19 protein-coding genes and 1 pseudogene are annotated in these 20877 nt (G+C 44.7%); 11 read left to right on the top strand and 9 right to left on the bottom strand.

Going from position 1 to position 20877, the window contains the following annotated elements; translation table 11 throughout:
• Positions 1-5 precede the first annotated feature (5 nt).
• Positions 6-1265, top strand: coding sequence for a HetZ-related protein (locus tag RIM23_RS07675; RefSeq protein ID WP_446365901.1), 1260 nt, complete (start codon positions 6-8; stop codon positions 1263-1265).
• A 423-nt stretch (positions 1266-1688) separates the two neighbouring features.
• The gene (locus RIM23_RS07670; protein WP_446365899.1) at positions 1689-2396 is read left to right on the top strand and encodes a PHP domain-containing protein; all 708 of its coding nucleotides are present in this window, start codon (positions 1689-1691) and stop codon (positions 2394-2396) included.
• 228 nt (positions 2397-2624) lie between these two features.
• Here the strand turns inward: RIM23_RS07670 and RIM23_RS07665 are convergent, their stop codons facing one another.
• From RIM23_RS07665 to serA, 3 genes are all read right to left on the bottom strand, one after another.
• Positions 2625-3077: a PPC domain-containing protein gene (locus RIM23_RS07665; RefSeq protein ID WP_446355745.1), complete on the bottom strand. Its 453-nt coding sequence runs from the start codon at positions 3075-3077 to the stop codon at positions 2625-2627.
• A gap of 141 nt (positions 3078-3218) precedes the next feature.
• Complete coding sequence (gene prmA / locus RIM23_RS07660; RefSeq protein WP_446365897.1) at positions 3219-4109, bottom strand: 50S ribosomal protein L11 methyltransferase; 891 nt, start codon at positions 4107-4109, stop codon at positions 3219-3221.
• A gap of 131 nt (positions 4110-4240) precedes the next feature.
• On the bottom strand, positions 4241-5824 hold the full coding sequence (gene serA, locus RIM23_RS07655; protein WP_446365895.1) for a phosphoglycerate dehydrogenase: 1584 nt from the start codon (positions 5822-5824) through the stop codon (positions 4241-4243).
• A gap of 433 nt (positions 5825-6257) precedes the next feature.
• On the opposite strand from serA, the gene RIM23_RS07650 reads away from it, so the two are divergent.
• Complete coding sequence (locus RIM23_RS07650) at positions 6258-7289, top strand: glycosyltransferase family 4 protein (RefSeq protein ID WP_446365893.1); 1032 nt, start codon at positions 6258-6260, stop codon at positions 7287-7289.
• A 102-nt stretch (positions 7290-7391) separates the two neighbouring features.
• Positions 7392-7892 (top strand): hypothetical protein, encoded by a 501-nt coding sequence (locus tag RIM23_RS07645; RefSeq protein WP_446355750.1) that lies wholly within the window; start codon positions 7392-7394, stop codon positions 7890-7892.
• 164 nt (positions 7893-8056) lie between these two features.
• Here RIM23_RS07645 and RIM23_RS07640 read toward each other — a convergent pair whose 3' ends face one another.
• Positions 8057-9031 (bottom strand): alpha/beta fold hydrolase, encoded by a 975-nt coding sequence (locus RIM23_RS07640; protein WP_446365891.1) that lies wholly within the window; start codon positions 9029-9031, stop codon positions 8057-8059.
• Positions 9032-9169: 138 nt separating this feature from the next.
• On the opposite strand from RIM23_RS07640, the gene RIM23_RS07635 reads away from it, so the two are divergent.
• From RIM23_RS07635 to RIM23_RS07610, 6 genes are all read left to right on the top strand, one after another.
• Complete coding sequence (locus RIM23_RS07635) at positions 9170-9949, top strand: photosystem II S4 domain protein (RefSeq protein WP_446365889.1); 780 nt, start codon at positions 9170-9172, stop codon at positions 9947-9949.
• 47 nt (positions 9950-9996) lie between these two features.
• Positions 9997-10845, top strand: coding sequence for an ABC transporter permease (locus tag RIM23_RS07630; protein ID WP_446365887.1), 849 nt, complete (start codon positions 9997-9999; stop codon positions 10843-10845).
• Between the two features lie 192 nt (positions 10846-11037).
• Complete coding sequence (locus RIM23_RS07625) at positions 11038-11241, top strand: hypothetical protein (RefSeq protein WP_446365885.1); 204 nt, start codon at positions 11038-11040, stop codon at positions 11239-11241.
• A 626-nt stretch (positions 11242-11867) separates the two neighbouring features.
• Positions 11868-13085: a (E)-4-hydroxy-3-methylbut-2-enyl-diphosphate synthase gene (gene ispG / locus RIM23_RS07620; protein ID WP_446355764.1), complete on the top strand. Its 1218-nt coding sequence runs from the start codon at positions 11868-11870 to the stop codon at positions 13083-13085.
• 119 nt (positions 13086-13204) lie between these two features.
• Positions 13205-13609, top strand: coding sequence for a hypothetical protein (locus RIM23_RS07615; protein WP_446365883.1), 405 nt, complete (start codon positions 13205-13207; stop codon positions 13607-13609).
• On the top strand, positions 13609-14829 hold the full coding sequence (locus RIM23_RS07610; protein WP_446365881.1) for a DNA adenine methylase: 1221 nt from the start codon (positions 13609-13611) through the stop codon (positions 14827-14829). Before RIM23_RS07615 ends, RIM23_RS07610 begins: the two co-directional genes overlap by 1 nt.
• A gap of 117 nt (positions 14830-14946) precedes the next feature.
• Here the strand turns inward: RIM23_RS07610 and hypE are convergent, their stop codons facing one another.
• From hypE to RIM23_RS07585, 5 genes and pseudogenes are all read right to left on the bottom strand, one after another.
• Positions 14947-16035 (bottom strand): hydrogenase expression/formation protein HypE, encoded by a 1089-nt coding sequence (gene hypE, locus RIM23_RS07605; protein ID WP_446365879.1) that lies wholly within the window; start codon positions 16033-16035, stop codon positions 14947-14949.
• Positions 16036-16299: 264 nt separating this feature from the next.
• Positions 16300-16512 (bottom strand): tautomerase family protein, encoded by a 213-nt coding sequence (locus RIM23_RS07600; RefSeq protein WP_446365877.1) that lies wholly within the window; start codon positions 16510-16512, stop codon positions 16300-16302.
• A 278-nt stretch (positions 16513-16790) separates the two neighbouring features.
• On the bottom strand, positions 16791-17933 hold the full coding sequence (gene hypD / locus RIM23_RS07595) for a hydrogenase formation protein HypD (protein ID WP_446365875.1): 1143 nt from the start codon (positions 17931-17933) through the stop codon (positions 16791-16793).
• A gap of 158 nt (positions 17934-18091) precedes the next feature.
• On the bottom strand, positions 18092-18337 hold the full coding sequence (locus RIM23_RS07590) for a HypC/HybG/HupF family hydrogenase formation chaperone (protein WP_446365873.1): 246 nt from the start codon (positions 18335-18337) through the stop codon (positions 18092-18094).
• Between the two features lie 126 nt (positions 18338-18463).
• Positions 18464-19741 (bottom strand): annotated as a pseudogene (locus tag RIM23_RS07585) (Kae1-like domain-containing protein); the annotation flags it as partial.
• Between the two features lie 277 nt (positions 19742-20018).
• On the opposite strand from RIM23_RS07585, the gene RIM23_RS07580 reads away from it, so the two are divergent.
• Positions 20019-20807, top strand: a complete 789-nt coding sequence (locus RIM23_RS07580) for a TrmH family RNA methyltransferase (protein ID WP_446365871.1) — start codon at positions 20019-20021, stop codon at positions 20805-20807.
• Positions 20808-20877 lie beyond the last annotated feature (70 nt).

Raw genomic sequence — 20877 nt, 5'->3', positions numbered from 1 at the left:
ATACCATGAACGTTAAAACTGTAAAATCTATCACTCAACCTTCCCCAAACCACCTCGATAATCCGGAAGTTTTCGGCACAGACACTCAAAGTTTAATTGATCTGTTGCTAGAGGAAATGCGGTCGGCACTCTATGGTTCCAAACCTTTAGGTCAAAACAATGGTGGTTCGGGTTCTGAGTCCAAACCTCTACCCAGTCGCGCTCAAGTGGTGGCAAAACGGATAGCGCTGGAGGTACAACGAATCTGTAGCAAGAGCGATCGCATTCAAACCTCTGGTCAAGTCCGCTCGTGGCAATTAACCCTGGCACGTCACCGCTTACACAAGTGTTTAGGCTACTATAAATTGGGTTCTAAGCAAGGGCGTGTTGAATTACACAGCACATTAAGTGCCATGGTTTATCGCCATATCGCCCAACCCCAATCCCAGTTAAAATTCTCGGCTCGCTATAATTTGATTGAGGACTTTTTACAAGACTTTTATGCTGAGTCCCTCAAAGCATTTCGCCGGGAAAATGAGGTAGATGTGGACTACACGCCTCGCACTCAAATTGAACTGGCGGAGTATATGGCGTTTACGGAACAGTATGCTAAGCGGCGAATTACGTTACCGAACCGTTGCAGTCAACAGCTTATCGTCCTGAGAGCGCAAAGTTTTGCCAGACGCCAACCTAGTGAAACTCCTCTGGATATTGAGCAGGCGGTGGAATTTGCCAAGGGGGAAGAAGCCCAAGAGCTCAGCCGTTCACCGGCGATGCAACAAGTGCGGGCTCACTTGGTCGCTCAAACCACTGATCCGAGTGAGTCGGTACTGCGCGATCGCGTGGTTACTGAACTGGTCAACTATCTTGAGCAACAAGGTCACTCCGACTGCGCGGATTATCTGGTCTTAAAGTTACAAGACCTCGCCGCACCCGAAATCGATGAGATTTTAGGGTTAACCCCCCGCCAACGTGACTACCTACAACAGCGCTTTAAATATCACGTCGAAAAATTCGCCCGGTCATCCCACTGGAAACTGGTACACCAATGGCTGGGAGCTGATTTGGATCAAAAATTAGGCATGTCGTCTGACCAATGGGAAACCTTTTTAGCTGAACTTGATCAGCAACAACAGCAACTACTGTCTCTTAAACAAGCCCACAAGAGTGATGCTGAGATTGCAAAAGCCCTCAAGTGTACACCCAAACAACTGCAAAAGCGCTGGACTAAGTTATTAGAATTTGCCTGGAAAACTCGCAATTCCGAAGTTTCTCTTGCCCAGTAAGGAGTGGAACAGGTGAATATGGAGGAGGTCGAACAAAAAAATTTGATTCTCTTAGCTTGTCATTTTAACGGTTCAAATCTAACCGTTATCCCCCTCTAACTCCTCCAGTTTAGATGGGGGATTCTCCTGAGAGTATCGATTCAATACGGAGTTGCGGCTCATTGTAGGAGCATATTTCAGACGTAGCCTATTACCTCCAGGACGCAGGGGAAAGATTAGCTAATTTTATGCTGACAAGAGAAAGGACTAATGGAAAATGGGACCGCTTTACAGGGTGTCTACAGATGATGACTAATAATTTTTGCTAAGGTAGTGTTGACAATTTGAAATGATTAGGACGTATTTCTGGGCAAGCTTACTGTCTTGAGCAGTTGAGGAGAGCCTCTCATTCATTAGACTCATTTATTAATAATATCAGCAAACATGGTGGTTAAAATGGCTCCAGTTTTAATATCATCCCCAGTAACAGAACAAGATCAACAAGCTCTCCGGCAGATCTGGCAAACCTTGGGTCCCGATAGTTGTCCTCGTTCCTACAATTTCCATTGTCATACTACGGCTTCTGATGGTCAGCTTCATCCCAGAACGTTAATTGAACAAGCCATTGCAATCGGTCTGAAAGGGTTTGCTATCACTGATCATCACACAATCGGTGGTTATCAAATCGCTCAAAACTTTCTAGATTCCCTCCAGCACTCTTTACCCACTCAGGCAATTCCTCACCTCTGGACTGGCGTAGAAATCACTGCTCGCTTATTAAATACGGATGTTCATATCTTGGGCTATGGGTTTGATCCCCACCATTCCAGCTTAAAGCCTTATCTCCAAGGCAAAGCCCCCCAACATCAGCAGGCTGAAGCAGCAACTGTAATTGATGTTTTGCATCAGGCAGGTGGATTGGCGGTACTGGCTCATCCCTGCCGTTATAGGCGTTCAGCCCATGAACTCATTCCCGCCGCCGCCGATTTTGGAATTGATGGAGTAGAAACGTATTATGCTTACGCTAACCCCGATCCTTGGCATCCGAGCCCTAAGCAAACTCAGCAGGTGAAACAGTTAAGTAGCACCTATAATTTGCTCAATACTTGTGGTACAGATACCCACGGTTCAAACTTGCTACGGCGTTTGTGACGGCAAGTCACAAATGATCAGCTCGATCAACAATAATTTGTAGGGACACGACATGATAATTTGTAGGGACACGACATGTCGTGTCCCTACTATGTATAGGGGTAAATCCTCAGTCAATTCGGACATTTTGTCAATAAACTTGTAGAGACGCGCCATGGCGCGTCTCTACAATTGCATGGCGCGTCTCTACAATTGAGTCGAGGATTTGAACCTTTAGCATTTCATCATTCAAATGGGTCGCAAACGTGTCACCTTCAAGGTAAAAGAACCCCCTCCCGTCTCTCCAAAAGCACGGACCCGGATAATATAGGTTCCGGTTTCAGTAATCCGGGAAAATAACAACGAATTCGTCGTGCCATCAGGACCATCATCATTTTCGGCAATAGTCGAGCCATCAGAGGCTAGGAGTGTGACAATTGTGTCAAAGCTATCTGAAATCAAATCAATAGCCACTTGGTCACCAGCACTCAATTCGAGGGTGTAGTCCCGGGCAAACCCGCCCTCACCCGTAGGAATATCTTGCTCAGTGAGGGTATCAGAGATTTGATTACGCTCAGGAATCGGAATGGGATTATACAGTTGATTTTGCGCTCTCACTGCCGCCGCAGTTAAGCCCACTGTCAACCAGGTTATAGGAACAAGCAGAGCAAAGCTAAAACGAGCGGCAAAGGCATTCATCATAGAAAAAAAGCATTCATTTAGGCTAAACGAGTCAACAAATTCGCAGGCATCCCCAGGCTCAACGAATTAGTATGAATTATAGGCACTCTACTGTAGTTATTGATGATTGGGCAGTTATTGATGATTCGGCACTCATGATCATCACCGTCGAATATTGAAACAACACCACTCTTGACGCTTCCATAGGGTAGCCACTGTCCAGTTATGTTGTTCTAGGGTATCAGCAATGGGTTTCGCCTGATCCAACAATATCCCGCTAATAATTCCCCAACTCTTAGGACTTGCGATCGCACTAATTCCGGGAATGAGATCCATAATCACTTCTGCCAGGATATTACAGAGAATACCATCAACCTTTTTCCCATTCAAAAGATGAGACAATAGATCAACACTACCTTTCTTCACCACTAAGCGATCAGCACTAATCTGATTCAGTTCTCGGTTGCTGCGGGCGGAGCGCACGGCTAGGGGATCAATATCCACCGCCAAAGCTTTTTTTGCCCCCAATAATACAGAGGCAATGGACAAAATACCCGATCCACACCCAACATCCGCAATAACTGGGTGGCTATTATCATAACCGATTCGCATTTCCAAGGCTTCCAAGCATAGCTGCGTGGTAGGATGGGTTCCTGTACCAAATGCCGCACCCGGATCGAGACGCAACAGCAGTCGCTCGGTTTGTTGAGGTACAGATAACCAAGCCGGATAAATCAAAAAGCGATCACCAATTTCTGTTGGTTCCCAATACTGCTTCCAACTGCTTGCCCAGTCTTCTTCATCAATCAAGTGCCACTGGGTTAGGGGGATTGGCAATCCTACCGTCAGCGCATCTTGGCGCAACCATAGGGAAAGTGCTGCCAAATCCAACAGATGTGCCTGATTTTGGGGTAAGTGCGCTCGGATCAGTTGAGAGTGTCCTTTGCTTTCACAGGACATCCCTCGACAGCCGAAACTCTCCAGTCGCCAGAAGATTAAATCCTCCAAGGATGGATCACTCAAAATTGTAATTTCCCACCAGCTATTTGCCATACGATTTCAGATTTTAGATTTCAGATTTTAGATTGAGGGAGAGCCGTTGAAAACCAACAGATACCGGAGAATCGTTGTTCTACTGTCTGAGTTATCCAAAATCCAAAACCCAAAATCCAAAATTGACGTGACTACAGTGTTACCGTATAAGCGTCCCGAATACCAGGAACTTTGGTGATTTCGGTCAAAATTCCCTCCGGTAGGGGATCATCAATGCTCAAGACCATTACAGCATCACCTCGGACAATTTTGCGACCGACCTGCATACTGGCGATATTCACATTAAAACTACCCAGCAGCGACCCAATTTTACCAATAATTCCCGGCATATCGCGGTGCAGGGTAAAAAGCATGTGGTGACTCGGTGGCACATTAATCGGAAACTCGTCAATACTGGTGATATGAATTTCACCATCGCTCAATAGCGCTCCCGTCACCGAATGTTCACCCAAGGAACCCTTAGCCGATAGCAGCAGCGAACCACCAGAATAATCTTGAACCGAAGCATCGCGGGTTTCAATCACCCGAATTCCTCGCTCTTTTGCCTCAATTGAAGCATTGACGTAGTTCACCCGCTCACGTAAGGCTTGGGATAATAGTCCTTTCAGAGAAGCTACCACTAATGGCTGACTATTATTTGTGGCTAACTCCCCTTGTAACCGGACATTCAGCAGTTCAATCCGCCCACCCGCTAACTGACTGACTAAATTTCCTAGGGTTTCTGCCAAACGCATGTACGGTTTGAGCTGTTCTAACACATTAGGCGATAATCCGGGAATATTTACAGCTGAACGGGCAGGTAATCCTAAGAGGACATCACGAATTTGTTCAGCCACATCAATGGCAACATTAACTTGGGCTTCTGCTGTTGAGGCACCGAGGTGAGGCGTGAGGATCACTTCCTTGCCCAATTCTCGCAGGGGAGATTCTCCCAGGGGTTCTGACTCAAATACATCCAGTGCTGCCCCAGCTATTTTACCTGTCTTTAACGCTTCTGAAAGTGCCGCCTCGTCAATTACTCCACCTCTAGAGCAATTGATAATTCGAGCAGTCGGTTTCATTTTCGCCAAGGCTTCGGCATTAATTAGATGAGTGGTTTCCGGGGTTTTGGGAATATGCAGGGTGATGTAATCCGACTCCCGCAACAACAAATCCATATCCACTAGGCGACAGCCTAGCTGCTCCGCTCGTTCCAGGGAAATAAAGGGATCATAAGCCAGTAACTTCATCCCCATGGAACGGGCGACTGTTGCCACATGGGAACCAATTTTACCCAAGCCAACAATACCCAGGGTTTTTTTGTAAACTTCGGCGCCGATAAAGCGTTTACGATCCCATTGACTATTTTTCACCGACTGATTGGCTTCTGGGATATGGCGTGATAACGACAGCATCATCGCTAAAGCGTGTTCAGCCGCAGCGATGGTGTTCCCTTCGGGGGAGTTAACCACCACAATACCCTGACGGGTAGCCGCCGGGACATCAACGTTATCAACGCCAACTCCTGCACGTCCAATAATTTTCAGTTGTTTGCCGGCTTCGATGATTTCTTGAGTCACACGAGTGCCAGAGCGAATCATCATGGCATCATAGTCAGCGATGATACCAACGAGTTCCTCAGGCGATAGAGTGGTTTTCACATCAACCTGAGCCACTTGGGAGAGAATATCAATTCCAGCTTGATCAATGGGATCGGATACAAGTACTTTAGACATTGCCAGTAGAAGGGTTGAAATGAGCTACACCGATTGCGCCTTACTGTAAATTAATATAGGACAGCTTATCAACTACACAACAGGGCTATCGCCGGACAATCGCGATGACTGACCGCAGTAGGTTATTGTAACGGTAAAGGGGTCAGTACTTACCACATTGACTGAAAGATTTAAACTTCCCTGGGTTTAAGTGGGTGTTGGTGAAGAAGTGTTAACCGATGAAATCCTTATCCTGTCTGGAGTGTACCTGGCTGTATTAGGACGTTGCGATCGCGGCAGCTATGGGGAGCTTTTTTGTGGGCGGTGGTGTTGATCCGCTAGAACAAAAATAGTATAATGAAGCTTTCAGTTACTTTACTAACACTCCAAAGACAAAGATTTTGTTTGAGTGCCTAAGTTCTGAATTAGTTCGATTACCTAGAGTGCAAATAAAATGGAATGGACACGTATAGGAAATCCTAACTCTAACAACCTAGCGATAAGTTCATTAATTACTGGTGAGCGTCATCATTTTCATTATGTGCCACGAAGATCTTCATTGGTTAATCAAAATTGGCATAACCGTTCTTCTCGTGTGACTCCTTATCGAGATTGGCTAGAAATCTGGAAACAAAGCGGCGATCTTTATCAAGATTTGCATGGTGGAATTATCACCGAGTTTCCGCAATTAGCAGTGGCAGTTGGGTTACGAAAAAGATTAGCTAGAGAACCTATTCCTGTGGTAGCTTCATCTTTTAATCTTGGTCGTTGCTATCCCGGCTTAAAGCAATGGCTAAGTCAAACAACTTTAAGAAATATAAATCGATTTGTCGTTTACTCCCATCGTGAAAGGGAAACCTATAGTAAATGGCTTAGTTTACCTCTGGAACGATTTGATTTTATACCGTTAGCAGGACCTGAAATACCTCTGAATTATTCAGAGGAAAAAGATAAACCGTTTATACTGGCAATGGGATCTGCTAATCGTGACTACTCAACATTTTTCAAAGCTGTAGGAAAACTCCATATACGAACAATAGTTGTAGTGGCTAAACATGCTATAAGAGGCTTAACTATTCCAGCTAAAGTCGAAATTATGTCTAATGTAACTATTGATGAGTGCAGACGTTTAGCTCAAGAAGCTATTTTAAATATTATTCCTCTCATTGATAATGAAACAGCAGCGGGACAGAGAACCGTTATCGATGCAATGCGTATGGGTAGAGCTGTAATTGCTACAAAATGTGCAGGAACTGAAGATTATATTCAGGATGGTAAGACAGGTATATTAGTTAAACCTAATTCATGCGAGGCTTTAGTTGAATCGATTGAATTACTTTTTAATAATACTGATCTAAGATTTTCTCTAGGCAAAGAAGCTAGAGTTTATGCAACAAAGAATTTTTCTTTTGAAGCAAAAATAAAAGCTTTTACAAAAATTTTAGATCGTGTTGAAGACGAATTTTTTGGAAATAATAACTATTGAATATATTAATCGATAACCTGTACCAGAGGCACTAAAAATCTATAACTATACCATCTGAGCAGTAAATGATATAAGGTCTGAAATTATTCTATTACATCTCCCATGAACTACCTGATTGCTGTCCTGGAAAATCGCATTGAAGCCGAAGAAGCTTACACGGTTCTGGAAAAAAGAGGCTTACCGATGAATCAAGTCACGATTCTCGGTAAAGGTTATCAAAGTGCTGATGAGTTTGGCTTGATTGACCCTAATCTCCAGGCGATTAAGCAAGTTAAGCAACTCGCCTATTGGTTGCTCCCCTTTGGCTTTGCGGCGGGATATGCCTTTAATCTACTCACGGCGATTGAAATTCTACCTATAAGTCCCATAGGCAATCATATCATTGGCGGGTTCTTCGGTGCGATCGCGGCAGCTATGGGCAGCTTTTTTGTCGGTGGTGGTGTGGGTATCGCCTTGGGTAGTGGTGACGCACTCCCTTACCGCAATCGCCTCAATCAGGGGAAATATATAATTGTTGTTAAAGGTTCAGAGGACTTAATTCGCCAAGCTACTCCTTTATTGAAAAAGTTTGAGCCGGAAACGATTCAAGGCTATACCGAATGACAGTCTAAGGTGATATTAAAACCTTGTTGGGTAGACAAGAAAACAATTGGTTTAAAGATTAAGCCGTTCCAGTCAGACGGCTCAACTTAACCATTGAATTAAAAAAGGCGATTAACGGTGTTGATGGTTAAATCCTCACTTGAATTTCCTGAAATGAACCCTAATTAATAGTCCAGTCTTTCTAATAGGATTTTTACGGCTTGGATAATCGCATCTGGTCGATCCACCCAGACAAAATGACCGCTGTTTTCAACCGAAAGTTGCACGCAATTCGTCGAGAGTTTAGCCAAGTCATCGTGGATGCGATCGCGTAATTTATTCGCAGCTTTCAATGGCATCAAAACGGTTAGAAGTGAAGGAATAAAAAATGAAGAGGCTTTAAGACTAACAATCGGCAGATCCTTAAGATGACTAGCGCAGCGGACTTGGCGACCACTTGTATCTAAACTCAAGATTTCTCGTGTCATCGTTACCCAGTGTTTAGGACGACAGAAAGAACGTTTTACCGCTTGACGGGAATCAAGAGAAAACTGACGTAATTTAGGTTTAATTAATTCAAATACGCCAATTATATTTAGCAGACGAATGATGCCCAATGTTGCTCCCAAAACGGACATGATAAAGCCTGACGCAAAGAACAATTGTAATCCGCGCAGGATTAGGGGCATTTTTAACATCGCTGATTCATGTAACCCGTCGGTCAGGACTAATCCTACAACTTTTTCAGGGTAGCGATGGGCGTAAAGACGCATATTATAACTGCCAAAGGAGTTGCCTACTAAAATATAGGGAGGTTCTAAACCCGCCAGGGTCAACATCTGGTCAAGTTCGGTGACAATCTGATGACTGGTGCGAGGATGAGGGCTGTGATCGCTCCAGCCAAAACCCGCACGATCATAAATACAAACCCGCGAAAGTTGCGCCAATTCATCCACCAAAAAATAGCCCTCAACTCCGCCCAAACTATGATCGAGTACAACGGTTGGATATCCGGTTCCTGCTGTAACGTAATGCAAGCAGAAACCGCCCACATCCACCCGTTGACCCGGTGGTGGTGTATGATCTTCTCGCCAGCAGGCGATCGCTTGATACAAGGTTGTAGCCGTTAGGATTAAAACTCGCAGGTAAAACAGTGACATAGGAGTAAGTCAGAGTAGGATAGAGTGCTCAGTTCGGTTCATCGGCTAGTTTCTATTCCCAAACAAATAACTTTAGCAATTTTTTCAGGGATGAAATATAATAACAAAATTATGCATAATTCATAACTCATCATTCCCATGCTGCCACGAGAGGATTTACTCAAAGGCGTCGAAAATCGCGATACGGTTGCCCGTGTAATCGATCAAGCAGAGCAAGCCATCAAAACCTGGGAAGTGGTGTTGAGCGATTTCCTCTCACCGCCAGCGCTAGTGGAAATTCAGCAGCAGTTTGCGCGGTTGACAGAGGTACAACTTTTGCCATGGGGGGGATATCCTCAAGCTGAACGTCAACGTCTGGGGATCGCCCGTGAAGAATTACCTGTGGATCAGTCTCAAGTTGAGGTAGCAGCGTTAGATATTGAGGGCAATTTTCTGTTTGATCCAGCCACCCATCGGGATTTCTTGGGCGCGATTCTGGGTACGGGGATAGTTCGAGAAAAAGTCGGCGATATTATTGTTTTGGGTGAACGCGGCGCTCAAGTGATTGTGGTTCCAGAAATTGCCGCGTTTCTGGAGACGCAGCTGACTCAAGTGCGTTCGGTTCCGGTGAAAGCTCGACCCATTGAGTTGAGTCAACTCAAGATTCGAGAACCGAAGAAGAAAGAAATGACGACAGTTGAAGCATCAATGCGCCTGGATGCGATCGCGTCAGCCGGATTTGGCACATCCCGCAGTAAGATGGCGGATATGATTGGCGCAGGTGATGTGCGGGTAAACTGGAAAGAGATTAGCCAAGCGAGTTACTCGGTTAAATCGGGTGACTTAATCGCGATTCGGGGTAAAGGACGTTTGCAAGTTGGAGATGTTGCTATAACCAAAAAAGAGCGTTACCGTATCCAGTTAACCCGATTCATGTAAACCAACTCTCCCTAACAATTGCTCCAGCAGCATTAGGTTAAAAATTGATGACAGACTCAGTAAGCCATCAGCAGGAGGATCTTCCCGTCGAGATGCAATCATCTAAACTCAAGCCGAGCTTTTCTTGGCAAGGGATCTTTTCTTTGCTGATGTTTTTTTATATGTATCTGCCAATTTTGGTCTTGACATTTTACAGCTTTAATGCATCAGCATATAGCGCTAATTGGCAGGGATTTACGCTGGAGTGGTACATTAAGTTATTTAGCGATACGCGGGTGCTGAAGTCATTGCAAAATAGCTTGACAGTCGCTTTCGTTGCTGTGATCATTTCCGCCGTGATTGGCACATTGATGTCAGTGGGGTTAGCCCGTTATCAATTTACGGGGAAGGGGTTATATCGCGGTGTGTCTTACTTACCGTTGATTATTCCCGATATTGCGATCGCGGTGGCAACTCTGGTGTTTTTGGCGGTGATTGGCACGCCGTTAAGCTTGTGGACGATTGTGGCGGCACATGTGGTATTCTGTCTGGCATACATTGCCTTTGTTGTCTCTTCGCGCATTTCTAGTCTTGATCCGTATTTGGAAGAAGCAGCACTCGATTTAGGGGCGACTCCATTTCAAGCGTTTATTAAAGTGTTGTTGCCAGAATTGATGCCTGCCATAATCGCGGGATGTTTAATTTCCTTTGTTCTGAGTATGGACGATTTTCTGATTGCTAGCTTTACGGCTGGCACCGGCTCGACGACTCTACCGATGGAAATTTTTAGCCGCATTCGCACTGGCGTGAAACCGGATATTAATGCCTTGAGTGTGATTTTAATTGTCGCATCTGGGGCAATTGCGTTTGTGGGTGAGTTGCTACGCTATCAGGGGGAAAAGAAGCGGCTGCAATAGTTATTTGTCATTTGTTATTCGTGACTTTTTAGAAAATAGTAAACTATTGATTATAAAAAAATATAGACTATTTGTCAACTAGTAGGACTGTAGTCCCCAGAATTGGCGAAATGTATTAAAATTTTTAAATATAGAGAAATAGGATATAGCGTTTAAAACTGTCCGACGAAGCTGGAAATAAGGAGGGGAGAAGTGGAAGCTACCATAAACTGTGCTGAAGCCTGCGTCAATGGTTGCGTATTGGGTGATAAATGTCCCAATAAGGAATATGCGGCTAAAGCCTCAACGTTTATCAATGAGACGTCATTGGATAAAATGCATGAGATGGCTGAGGAGGCGCGACGGAAGAAACGGATGGAACCACCAAAGTGGGTGATTCCTGATTTTCCCGATTAGTTGGAATTGCATTCAACTCACATCTTGCACTAGTCTCAATCAGCAAATTTTATGTAGGGTGGGCAAGAGTTATAATAAGAGTATAGTTTGTTGCTCTTACCCACCACACAGCAACTTAGAGTTGATTAGAATTGAAAATTCACTAAGAAGGGATGATTGTGAGTGATGACAAGCATCTAGACATAAATTTTCTCAACTGAATTAAGGGCGTTTTATTCTTTACCTTTTTCAACAAAATTCTTTAAGCTCAAAAAGTTTTAGAGACGTTGCATGCAACGTCGGGGCGGGTTTAGTAAAATCTGGGTGCAACCGAAAAGATAGTGGTGAAACCCGCCCCTACAGAGGCTCGATGCGATGTGATACACCTTTCCCAGAGTAGAATATCGCTTTCATGGTTACTGTACTACACCATCTTAGAAACTGTTATGTCAGGCTTGGCATAACAGATCCCTATTTTTATCGGGTAGGATGTATTCGTTGCATAACTAAACAGAGATGGTATAACCAACAAGGGTAGGCGCGATCGCACTTTCTCTTGCCTTAACCCAAAAACGCCCCAACTGTGGCACTCTGAGAGAATAGAGAACATACAAATAGTCTGACTACAGAAATTATCCCGATAGGTTATGCAAACACTTCCAACCCCTCAAACCGCCCCCAAACCCCCAGCATTAGATACCGTTATCCACCGTCGCCAAACCCGCCCAGTGCGAGTCGGGAATGTCACGATTGGTGGCGGACATCCGGTGGTGGTGCAGTCGATGATTAATGAAGATACGTTAGATCTTGAGGGTTCAGTGGCTGGAATTCGCCGCCTCCATGAAATTGGCTGTGAGATAGTCCGAGTCACGGTTCCCAGTATGGCGCACGCCAAAGCCCTCGCCCAAATCAAGGAGAAACTGATTCAGACGTACCAAGAGGTTCCCTTGGTGGCGGATGTTCACCACAATGGGATGAAAATCGCCCTAGAAGTCGCCAAGCATGTGGATAAAGTGCGGATCAATCCAGGGTTATATGTGTTCGAGAAACCAAAGAGCGATCGCACAGAGTATACTCAAGCTGAATTTGAACAAATTGGCGCAAAGATTAAGGAAACCTTAGAACCCCTTGTCGTTTCTCTACGAGATCAAGGGAAAGCCATGCGAATCGGCGTGAATCACGGTTCCCTGGCGGAACGGATGCTATTTACCTACGGCGATACCCCAGAAGGGATGGTGGAATCGGCGCTGGAATTTATCCAAATTTGTGAATCCCTCGACTTCCGCAATCTGGTGATTTCCCTGAAAGCCTCCCGTGTGCCGGTGATGCTGGCGGCGTATCGGTTAATGGTACGGCGCATGGATGAGTTGGGGATGGATTACCCCTTACATCTGGGTGTTACAGAAGCCGGTGATGGGGAATATGGACGGATTAAGTCTACAGCGGGTATTGGTACGCTATTAGCGGAAGGGATTGGCGATACCATTCGCGTTTCCTTGACGGAAGCGCCAGAAAAAGAAATTCCGGTTTGCTATAGCATTCTTCAGGCTTTGGGACTGCGGAAGACGATGGTGGAATATGTCGCCTGTCCTTCCTGCGGTCGCACGTTGTTTAATTTAGAAGACGTACTGCACGAAGTTCGGGAAGCGACGAAACACCTGACGGGTTTAGATATTGCTGTGATGGGTTGTATTGTTAATGGTCCAGGGGAAATGGCAGATGCTGATTATGGCTATGTGGGTAAACAACCCGGTTATATTTCTCTGTATCGGGGACGGGAGGAGATTAAGAAGGTGCCGGAAGATCAGGGGGTTGAGGAGTTGATTAATTTAATTAAAGCGGATGATCGTTGGGTCGATCCCTAAGTTGGTCGGGGTACGATATATCGTACCCCTAAAATCACATTAATTGAAGGCAGAGGGCAGAAGGCTCCAAGGCAGAAGGGAAGGGTCGGCTAAAACTGTCAGAGATCAGGAATCAGTCCGTGTTGAACAAGGTTAATCAGTGGATAACCGATTATTGCAATGGCTTAAGTGAAGTGACTCAACCCTCCAATGGTATTGTCTTTGAGGTGAGACAGGGATATAAGAGCAAAGATAGCAAGCGTCAGAATGCTGACATAGACAATGCTACAGTAGCTTGGGCAAATGATTATCTTCCGGTATTTGCTATCTTTTCAGCACAGATAGATTCAGATATTGTATTGAGATATCGGAACAACCGTTGCGGAATTCTGATTGGCACAATGAATGGTGATCCACAAATCTCTCTATATGCCTTTTGTGAACAAGTGCTAGGGTATAACCTGGCAGATTTTTTTCAGAGGAAATCGGATGAGATTAAGCATGAGATCCATGAGGTTCTGGAAACATTACTGAGTGCTGAATAATGGATATTCAGGTTAACCAACGGTCAGATTACACCTTTAAATACAATCAAAAATTGGCAAGGCATGGATGGTTACGATTAACCCCAGCCTACTCAGTAAAATTAGTGTCAGAGATGATTAATAAGATTCCCAGTGAATCATTCATCCTTGACCCTTTCTCTGGAACAGCTACAACTGGTTTAGTGGCGGCTGAACAAGGATTACAAGCTCATTGTTTAGATATCAATAGATTTCTGATATGGCTGGGTAATGCAAAATGCCGGAATTATTCTTTCTCTGAACTGGATGACTTTAATCAGAGGATTAAAACAACGATTCATCAATGCAAATTTTTAATCAACCAAGAGTGCTGGACTCCTGAAATTTATAACATTACTCGCTGGTGGAGTACACATACCTTAAAAATTCTGGCAGCGCTTCGGCAAGCTTTAGTGAACGAATTTGGTGAACCGAAAGAGGGTGATGTTTCTTCGTTGGCATGGGTAGCTTTTTGTCGTTTGGTTATTGAAACCTCTTCCGCCGCATTTAATCATGTGTCTATGTCGTTTCATGATCAAGTGATTTGGTATGAAATTGAACAGATTGAACAGCTTTACCAAGTGATTATTGAGGCGATAGTTAATAGTATAAGTTACCCGTTAGCAGGTAAGGCAACTGTATTCTATGCTGATTCACGCTACTCTATATCCATCAATGACGTGAAGTATTCTCATGTAGTGACCTCACCACCTTACCCCAATCGGATGAGTTACATCCGTGAACTTCGTCCCTATATGTATTGGACAAAGTTTCTAGATACTGCCAAAGAAGCGGGTGAGATAGACTGGCAAGCTATTGGGGGAACGTGGGGTGTGGCGACAAGTAGATTACAGAGTTGGGAATTTAATGGAATAGAATTGTCAGGTTCGCTGAACAGGATTGTTTCCCAAATTGGGGAATCCGAAAATAAGAATGCTCGGCTTATGGCAAAATATGTCGAGAAATATTTCTATGATATGCACTTACATTTTGAGAATTTGCGTCAGAACTTACAGGATAATGCAGTGCTTTCATACATTGTCGGTAATTCTTCTTTCTATGGGATTCCGGTTAATACGGAAAAATTTTTGGAAGAATCCTTAAAGCAACTAGGATATACCAATATTGGCAGTCAAGTTATTCGCAAGCGAAACAGTAAGAAAGAACTGTTTGAATACTGTGTTTCTGCAACATGGAAATAGAACAGAAAATAGCAATGAGCCAAATAGGGAATCGTTGCTACCTATCCGTTTATTTTTTGTTTCTGACTTGGTAGAGACGTAGCATGCTACGTCTCTACCATCTGTACAATACAGTCGTTAACAAATTCTAGGTAATTGATCACCCACTAGCATATCAACAATACGTTCCGCACCAAAAGCGGTTTGCAGTAATACAACTCCGGTAGGTGAGTCAATCACTTCACCCACAATACAAGAATCCTCTCCGGCTGGGTGAGACTTCATTGCAGATACTACAGATTCAGCGTGCGATCGCGGTACAATAACTACCAGTTTCCCTTCATTGGCTAGATATAACGGATCTAATCCCAAAATTTCACAAACCCCCCTTACCTCTTCCCGAATCGGAATCGACGCCTCATCCAAACGAATGCCAACTTCCGAACTTTGGGCGAATTCATTTAACACTGTAGCAACACCACCGCGAGTTGCATCCCGCATCCCATGAATTTGGGGACAAACCGCAAGAATTGCATCCACTAACCCATTTAACGCTTGACAGTCGCTTTTAATTTCTGTTGATAATGCCAATTCCCCACGGGCGATTAAAATAGCCGCACCATGATCTCCCAATTGACCATTAATAATCACCGCATCACCGGGTTGAATATGATGGGCGGAGATAGAAACACCTTCTCTAATAACACCAATTCCGGCTGTATTGATAAAGAGTTTATCGGCAGATCCGCGATGGACAACTTTGGTATCTCCTGTTACCACTTGCACCCCAGCAGCATCTGCGGCTGTTTTCATACTTAGAACGACTTGCCGTAATGTTTCAACGGGTAGCCCTTCTTCCATAATCATGCTACAGGTTAGATACAGGGGTTTTGCCCCACTAACCGCTAAATCGTTGACGGTACCATTAATGGCTAATTCGCCGATATTACTACCAGGAAAAAATAGGGGATCGACGACATAAGAATCTGTGGTAAAGGCTAATCGATCTCCTTGACTAATTAGTTTTGCTAGGGGGATTGTGGCTTGATCTTCGAGTTGAGAGAGGATGGGATTATCGAAACTACCGACAAAAATATCATCAATTAAATCCCGCATGGCTTTACCACCACTACCATGTGCCAGGGTAATGGCGGTATCTTTAACTTTATTGGGGCGGCGTCGGATTTGTTCGATTTTTTGGAAGAGAGGATTTTGGTTATTGGTCATTGGTTATTAGTCATTGGTCATTGGTTATCCCTTACATTCGCTGCCACATTTATTATTGTTAATTAATTATAATAAACTTTCCCCTGAAGTATGTCAGACGATCGCAGATCACTCAGATATTGCCACAGTCAAGGATAAGACATTTTTATGTAGGGTGGGCAAGAATTACATCACTTTACACCTTTATATTATCGTTCGTTGCTCTTGCCCACCACAGGGTAACTACGTAACTGATGAATGAGACAAGTCGGAAATTCACCAGGTTTATGTGTGATGCTTACCTCCTTTACCCGGTTTATCGGAATGTAATTCACCGCCAACTGCCCAATTTTCTCGATCAAATTCATCAATATGAATGGTTACCCATTCGGGTTTCGTGCCTAATGTGGAAACGAGGGTATCGGTGAGGGCTTTAGCGAGTTCACGTTTTTGATCGACGGAGTGACCTTTGGCGATCTGAACTGTGATAAATGGCATGATTATTGATTCTCCAATCTAAAACTGTGTTTTAATAGCATTGTATGGGGGAAAACGGACGGATTTTGTATTGGAGTTATCGGTTTGATGGATAAACTTTGGGGGCTAAACCTACCTTGACAAATGTTCTCCCTTGACTATTTGAACTCTCAAGAAAAACGTTCTGATATAGGGGGTTGAGGAGAGGGTGACCTGATGCAATTGAGTAAAGGGCGACCCGATTCAATTGAGTGGAATAGTGTTGTTAATTGATGCAAGCGGGTCGCCCCTACAGGGGGTTAATTGATGCCGACGGCGGCTTTGGCGACTTTGGATAGGCGTCCATATTTGTAATACGCAGCACAAGCCCCTTCTGAAGATACCATACAAGTCCCAAGCGGGTTTTCGGGTGTGCAAGCTGTACCAAAAACTTTACATTGCCAAGGTTTCATCACACCTTTGAGGATTTCTCCACATTGGCAAGCTTTGTGATCAGCGACTTGACGATTGGGAACGGTAAATTTTACTTCTGCATCAAATTGGGCGTATTTTGGGCGTATTTTAAACCCAGAATTGGGAATATCACCGAGTCCTCGCCATTCAAATTTTTGCCGTACTTCAAAGACGGTATTCATGGCGTCTAAGGCGACGCGATTTCCTTGGGGTTGGACGATCCGATCATATTGGTTTTCCACCTCGCAGCGTCCTTGAATGAGTTGCTGCAAGATCATCCACAAGGATTGCAAAATATCTAAGGGTTCAAAACCAGAAACGACTATTGGTTTTTGGTAGTGTTGGGCAATAAATTCATAGGGTTCTGTACCAATAACCATGCTGACATGACCCGGACCAATAAAGGCATCGAGTTGTAAATCGGGATTATCTAATAAAGCTTGTAAGGCGGGAATGACTAGAACATGATTGCAGAACATACTGAAGTTTTTGATCCCTTCAGCATCGGCTTGCAGGATAGTTAAAGCCGTACTAGGGGCGGTGGTTTCAAAGCCAATTCCGAAGAAAACGACTTCTTTATCCGGGTTTTCTTTCGCGATTTTTAGGCTATCTAGGGGAGAATATACCATGCGAATATCCGCCCCGGCTGCTTTGGCTTGGAGTAGACTTTTCTGGGAACCGGGAACCCGCATGGCGTCACCAAAGGTGGTGAGGATTACGTGAGGATAGTCTGCGATCGCGATCGCGTCATCTAGGCGTCCCCTCGGCATTACACATACGGGACAGCCGGGACCATGGATTAATTCAATGGTGTCGGGTAAGATTTCTTCGAGTCCATATTTAAAGATGGAATGGGTATGACCACCACAGACTTCCATTACTTTTAGCGGTTGGGTTGGAGTTTTGCCTAATTGAGTGGTTAAAGTCTGGATTTCTCGCAGTAGGGCTTTGGCTTTTTGGGGATCGCGAAATTCGTCAACGTATTTCATGATTAGTTATTTGTCATTTATCATTTGTCCTACTCGCCAAGCGAGAAGCAAGCTACGTCATTTGTCTACATTTGCCATGATTTATAACGTAGTCGGGGCGGGTTTAGTCAAGTTAGATCTTTTCTGTGAGAGGTTATCCGTAAAACCCGCCCCTACATTTATTCGGCTAAGGCGAGTTCTTGGAGTAATTGTAAGGTTTCGGCGGCTTCTTGTTCGTCAAGGCGATTCATGGCAAAGCCGACGTGGACTAATACCCAATCGTTAACACAGGAGTCAATGGGATGATTTTCATCAATAATGCAAGCAATATTAACCTGACGTTGGACGCCGCCAATATTGACCATGGCTAATTGGTGTTCTCTATTGGTTATTTCAGTAATTTGACCGGGAATGCCTAAACACATTGTCCTATTGTCCTTTATTCGTTGTTCGGTGTATTTTGTCCTGATTAAGCTGAGATTTGCATGGGGAGGGAGTTTGCCCCTACATCTGATATTTGAATGGCGGGGAGGGCGGGTTTTGTGCGGAAGTTATTCGGTGGGGGGACGAAAGTTTGTCCCTAAACCCGCCCCTACATTTTGTTTCAATCTCTCCCGATAACTGACTGATTGTGCTGCTGCAATTACGGCTTGTCCTAAAGATAATCCTCCATCATTGGGTGGAACTAGGCTTTGCGTCAATACTTTCATCCCCATCCTCTCTAAATTTTCACTGACTTGTGTCAATAAAATCCGGTTTTGAAATACACCTCCGGTGAGGATAACGTGATTGCTGATTAAATCAGGACTTAACTGCTGAACCATATTCGCGATCGCATCGGCTAATCCTTGGTGAAATTTTGCGGCAATGAGAGACTTTGGCACATTTTGCTTTAAATCTTCGAGTAATGCAAGCCATAAGGGACGAGGTTCTAGTTCAAAGGGAGTTCCCTTATCTAGGTTGGCAATCTCGAAGGGATACACCGCCAATTCTTTAACATAATTTAAGCTATCCTGGGTAACTAAGGCTTCCATTTCAATCGCGGCTTGCCCTTCATAGCTACATTCTGCCCGACAAATGCCCAACGCCGCCGCCACTGCATCAAATAATCGTCCGGTGGATGAGGCGAGGGGTGCGTTAATCCCTTTTTCCATTAACTGATTCAGAAGGGGACGGGGTTTTTGATCCAGAAATTGGATTAAGTCTAAATCCCCATACTCCTGTTGTAACGTTTCCCAGTTCAATGCTGCCATTAAGTGGGCGTAGGTATTGCGCCAGGGTTGATAAATTGCCTGTTCTCCGCCAATCATGGCGATGGGTTTAAATCTGCCTAATCGTTGGAATTTGCGATAATCGGCGTATAGGAATTCTCCACCCCAAATTGTGCCATCTTCACCATAGCCTAATCCATCTAAAGCAATTCCTAATACAGGGGAAGTATTGAGTGGGATACTATTTTCTGCCATACAAGCAGCAATATGGGCATGATGGTGTTGGATAGGATGTAAGGTGAGATGATTGGCGGTAGCGAGTTCTTGTCCGAGTTTGGTAGAGAGGTATTCGGGATGTTTGTCTGTCGCGATCGCGCTGGGTTTATGTTCAAATAGGTTTAGGTAGAGATTTAGGGTATTCTGGTAAGCGTTAAATGCTGCCGCATTTTCTAAGTCTCCTAAATGTTGAGATAAAATCGCTTTTCCATCTCGCAATAAACAGAATGTATTTTTCAGTTCACTCCCCATCGCTAGTATGGGGGGAGAATTTTCAAATCCTGGGGGTAAAGGAATGGGTATAGGGGCATATCCACGGGCGCGGCGTAGGGTTTGAATTTTGACGTTGGATGTGGGATTGGGCGAAGCATTCGCGTTGTCACGTTGGCATGACACCGATAGATCCGGGCGCGAATGCTTCTCCCCTACGAATTCCCCTACGAATTCCCCTACGAATTTCCCGGCGAATTTCCCAGTTTAACTCAGAAATTTCTGTGCTAATCTTAATCTGGGGTTGAAAGGAATCATTCTGTTTATTTTTTTTTTCGACTGCACTTTCCTTTTTTTACTCATTTACTGCGCCCAAGGCCGCGTCTCTACGCTGACCTTGAACTTGATAATGCTGACAAGTAGCAAGAATCCTCTAGTTAAGGCAATTCGGAAACTGCACACAGCCAAAGGGCGGCGGGAGGAGCAACTTCTGCTGTTAGAGGGAACCCACCTGTTGGCAGAAGCTTGTGCGGTGAATTATCCCCTAGTCACCCTTTGTTGTACACCAGATTGGCAGCAAACTCATCCGCAACTTTGGCAAGACGCCACACCTAAGTGTCAGCGTGTTGAAATTGTTGAACCCTCTGTTCTCAAGGCGATGGCGACAACTGTTCAGCCAGATGGTGTGGTGGTAACGGCAAAGTCTTCATCCCTCGTCCCTCCTGAGATTCCCTGTACCCTCGGTTTAGTTTTACAGACCCTGCAAGATCCGGGAAACTTGGGCACCATCATTCGTACCGCAACCGCCGCAGGTGTTGATGGTTTATGGCTGAGTCGAGACAGTGTAGACTTAGAGAATCCCAAAGTATTACGGGCTTCAGCCGGTCAATGGTTTCGTCTGCCCATGAGTAGCAATGCTAATCTAAGTCAGGTGGTTAGGCAAAGTCAGGCTCAAGGGGTACAAGTTGTGGCAACTCTACCCAAGGCGACATTGAGTTACTGGGAAATAGACTGGCGCTGTCCTAGCTTGATTCTACTGGGCAATGAGGCGGCGGGACTGCGCCCTGAGTTAGCTGCACTCGCTGATAAATCAGTGCAAATTCCCCTAAGTCAGGATGTAGAATCTTTAAATGTTGCGATCGCGGCGGCTTTAATCGTCTATGAAGCGCTGCGCCAACGGGTAGGGCATGGCGCGTGAATGTGTAGGGGCGGGTTTAGGGATTTTCTTATGGTTATTGATGGTAACGTTTCTACAAAACCCGCCCTGA

The organism is Coleofasciculus sp. G3-WIS-01 (genome assembly GCF_040223135.1).
Lineage (GTDB): Bacteria > Cyanobacteriota > Cyanobacteriia > Cyanobacteriales > Coleofasciculaceae > Coleofasciculus.
The sequence above is the reverse complement of the archived record's forward strand: the minus strand, read 5'-3'. Positions and strand labels throughout refer to the sequence as shown.

What these genes read in the sequence shown, in the direction of transcription:
- RIM23_RS07675 (WP_446365901.1), top strand. Translation starts at nt 6, where the DNA reads ATGAACGTTAAAACTGTAAAATCTATCACTCAACCTTCCCCAAACCAC.
- RIM23_RS07670 (WP_446365899.1), top strand. Translation starts at nt 1,689, where the DNA reads ATGGTGGTTAAAATGGCTCCAGTTTTAATATCATCCCCAGTAACAGAA.
- RIM23_RS07665 (WP_446355745.1), bottom strand. Translation starts at nt 3,077, where the DNA reads ATGATGAATGCCTTTGCCGCTCGTTTTAGCTTTGCTCTGCTTGTTCCT.
- prmA (WP_446365897.1), bottom strand. Translation starts at nt 4,109, where the DNA reads ATGGCAAATAGCTGGTGGGAAATTACAATTTTGAGTGATCCATCCTTG.
- serA (WP_446365895.1), bottom strand. Translation starts at nt 5,824, where the DNA reads ATGTCTAAAGTACTTGTATCCGATCCCATTGATCAAGCTGGAATTGAT.
- RIM23_RS07650 (WP_446365893.1), top strand. Translation starts at nt 6,258, where the DNA reads ATGGAATGGACACGTATAGGAAATCCTAACTCTAACAACCTAGCGATA.
- RIM23_RS07645 (WP_446355750.1), top strand. Translation starts at nt 7,392, where the DNA reads ATGAACTACCTGATTGCTGTCCTGGAAAATCGCATTGAAGCCGAAGAA.
- RIM23_RS07640 (WP_446365891.1), bottom strand. Translation starts at nt 9,031, where the DNA reads ATGTCACTGTTTTACCTGCGAGTTTTAATCCTAACGGCTACAACCTTG.
- RIM23_RS07635 (WP_446365889.1), top strand. Translation starts at nt 9,170, where the DNA reads ATGCTGCCACGAGAGGATTTACTCAAAGGCGTCGAAAATCGCGATACG.
- RIM23_RS07630 (WP_446365887.1), top strand. Translation starts at nt 9,997, where the DNA reads ATGACAGACTCAGTAAGCCATCAGCAGGAGGATCTTCCCGTCGAGATG.
- ispG (WP_446355764.1), top strand. Translation starts at nt 11,868, where the DNA reads ATGCAAACACTTCCAACCCCTCAAACCGCCCCCAAACCCCCAGCATTA.
- RIM23_RS07610 (WP_446365881.1), top strand. Translation starts at nt 13,609, where the DNA reads ATGGATATTCAGGTTAACCAACGGTCAGATTACACCTTTAAATACAAT.
- hypE (WP_446365879.1), bottom strand. Translation starts at nt 16,035, where the DNA reads ATGACCAATAACCAAAATCCTCTCTTCCAAAAAATCGAACAAATCCGA.
- RIM23_RS07600 (WP_446365877.1), bottom strand. Translation starts at nt 16,512, where the DNA reads ATGCCATTTATCACAGTTCAGATCGCCAAAGGTCACTCCGTCGATCAA.
- hypD (WP_446365875.1), bottom strand. Translation starts at nt 17,933, where the DNA reads ATGAAATACGTTGACGAATTTCGCGATCCCCAAAAAGCCAAAGCCCTA.
- RIM23_RS07590 (WP_446365873.1), bottom strand. Translation starts at nt 18,337, where the DNA reads ATGTGTTTAGGCATTCCCGGTCAAATTACTGAAATAACCAATAGAGAA.
- RIM23_RS07580 (WP_446365871.1), top strand. Translation starts at nt 20,019, where the DNA reads ATGCTGACAAGTAGCAAGAATCCTCTAGTTAAGGCAATTCGGAAACTG.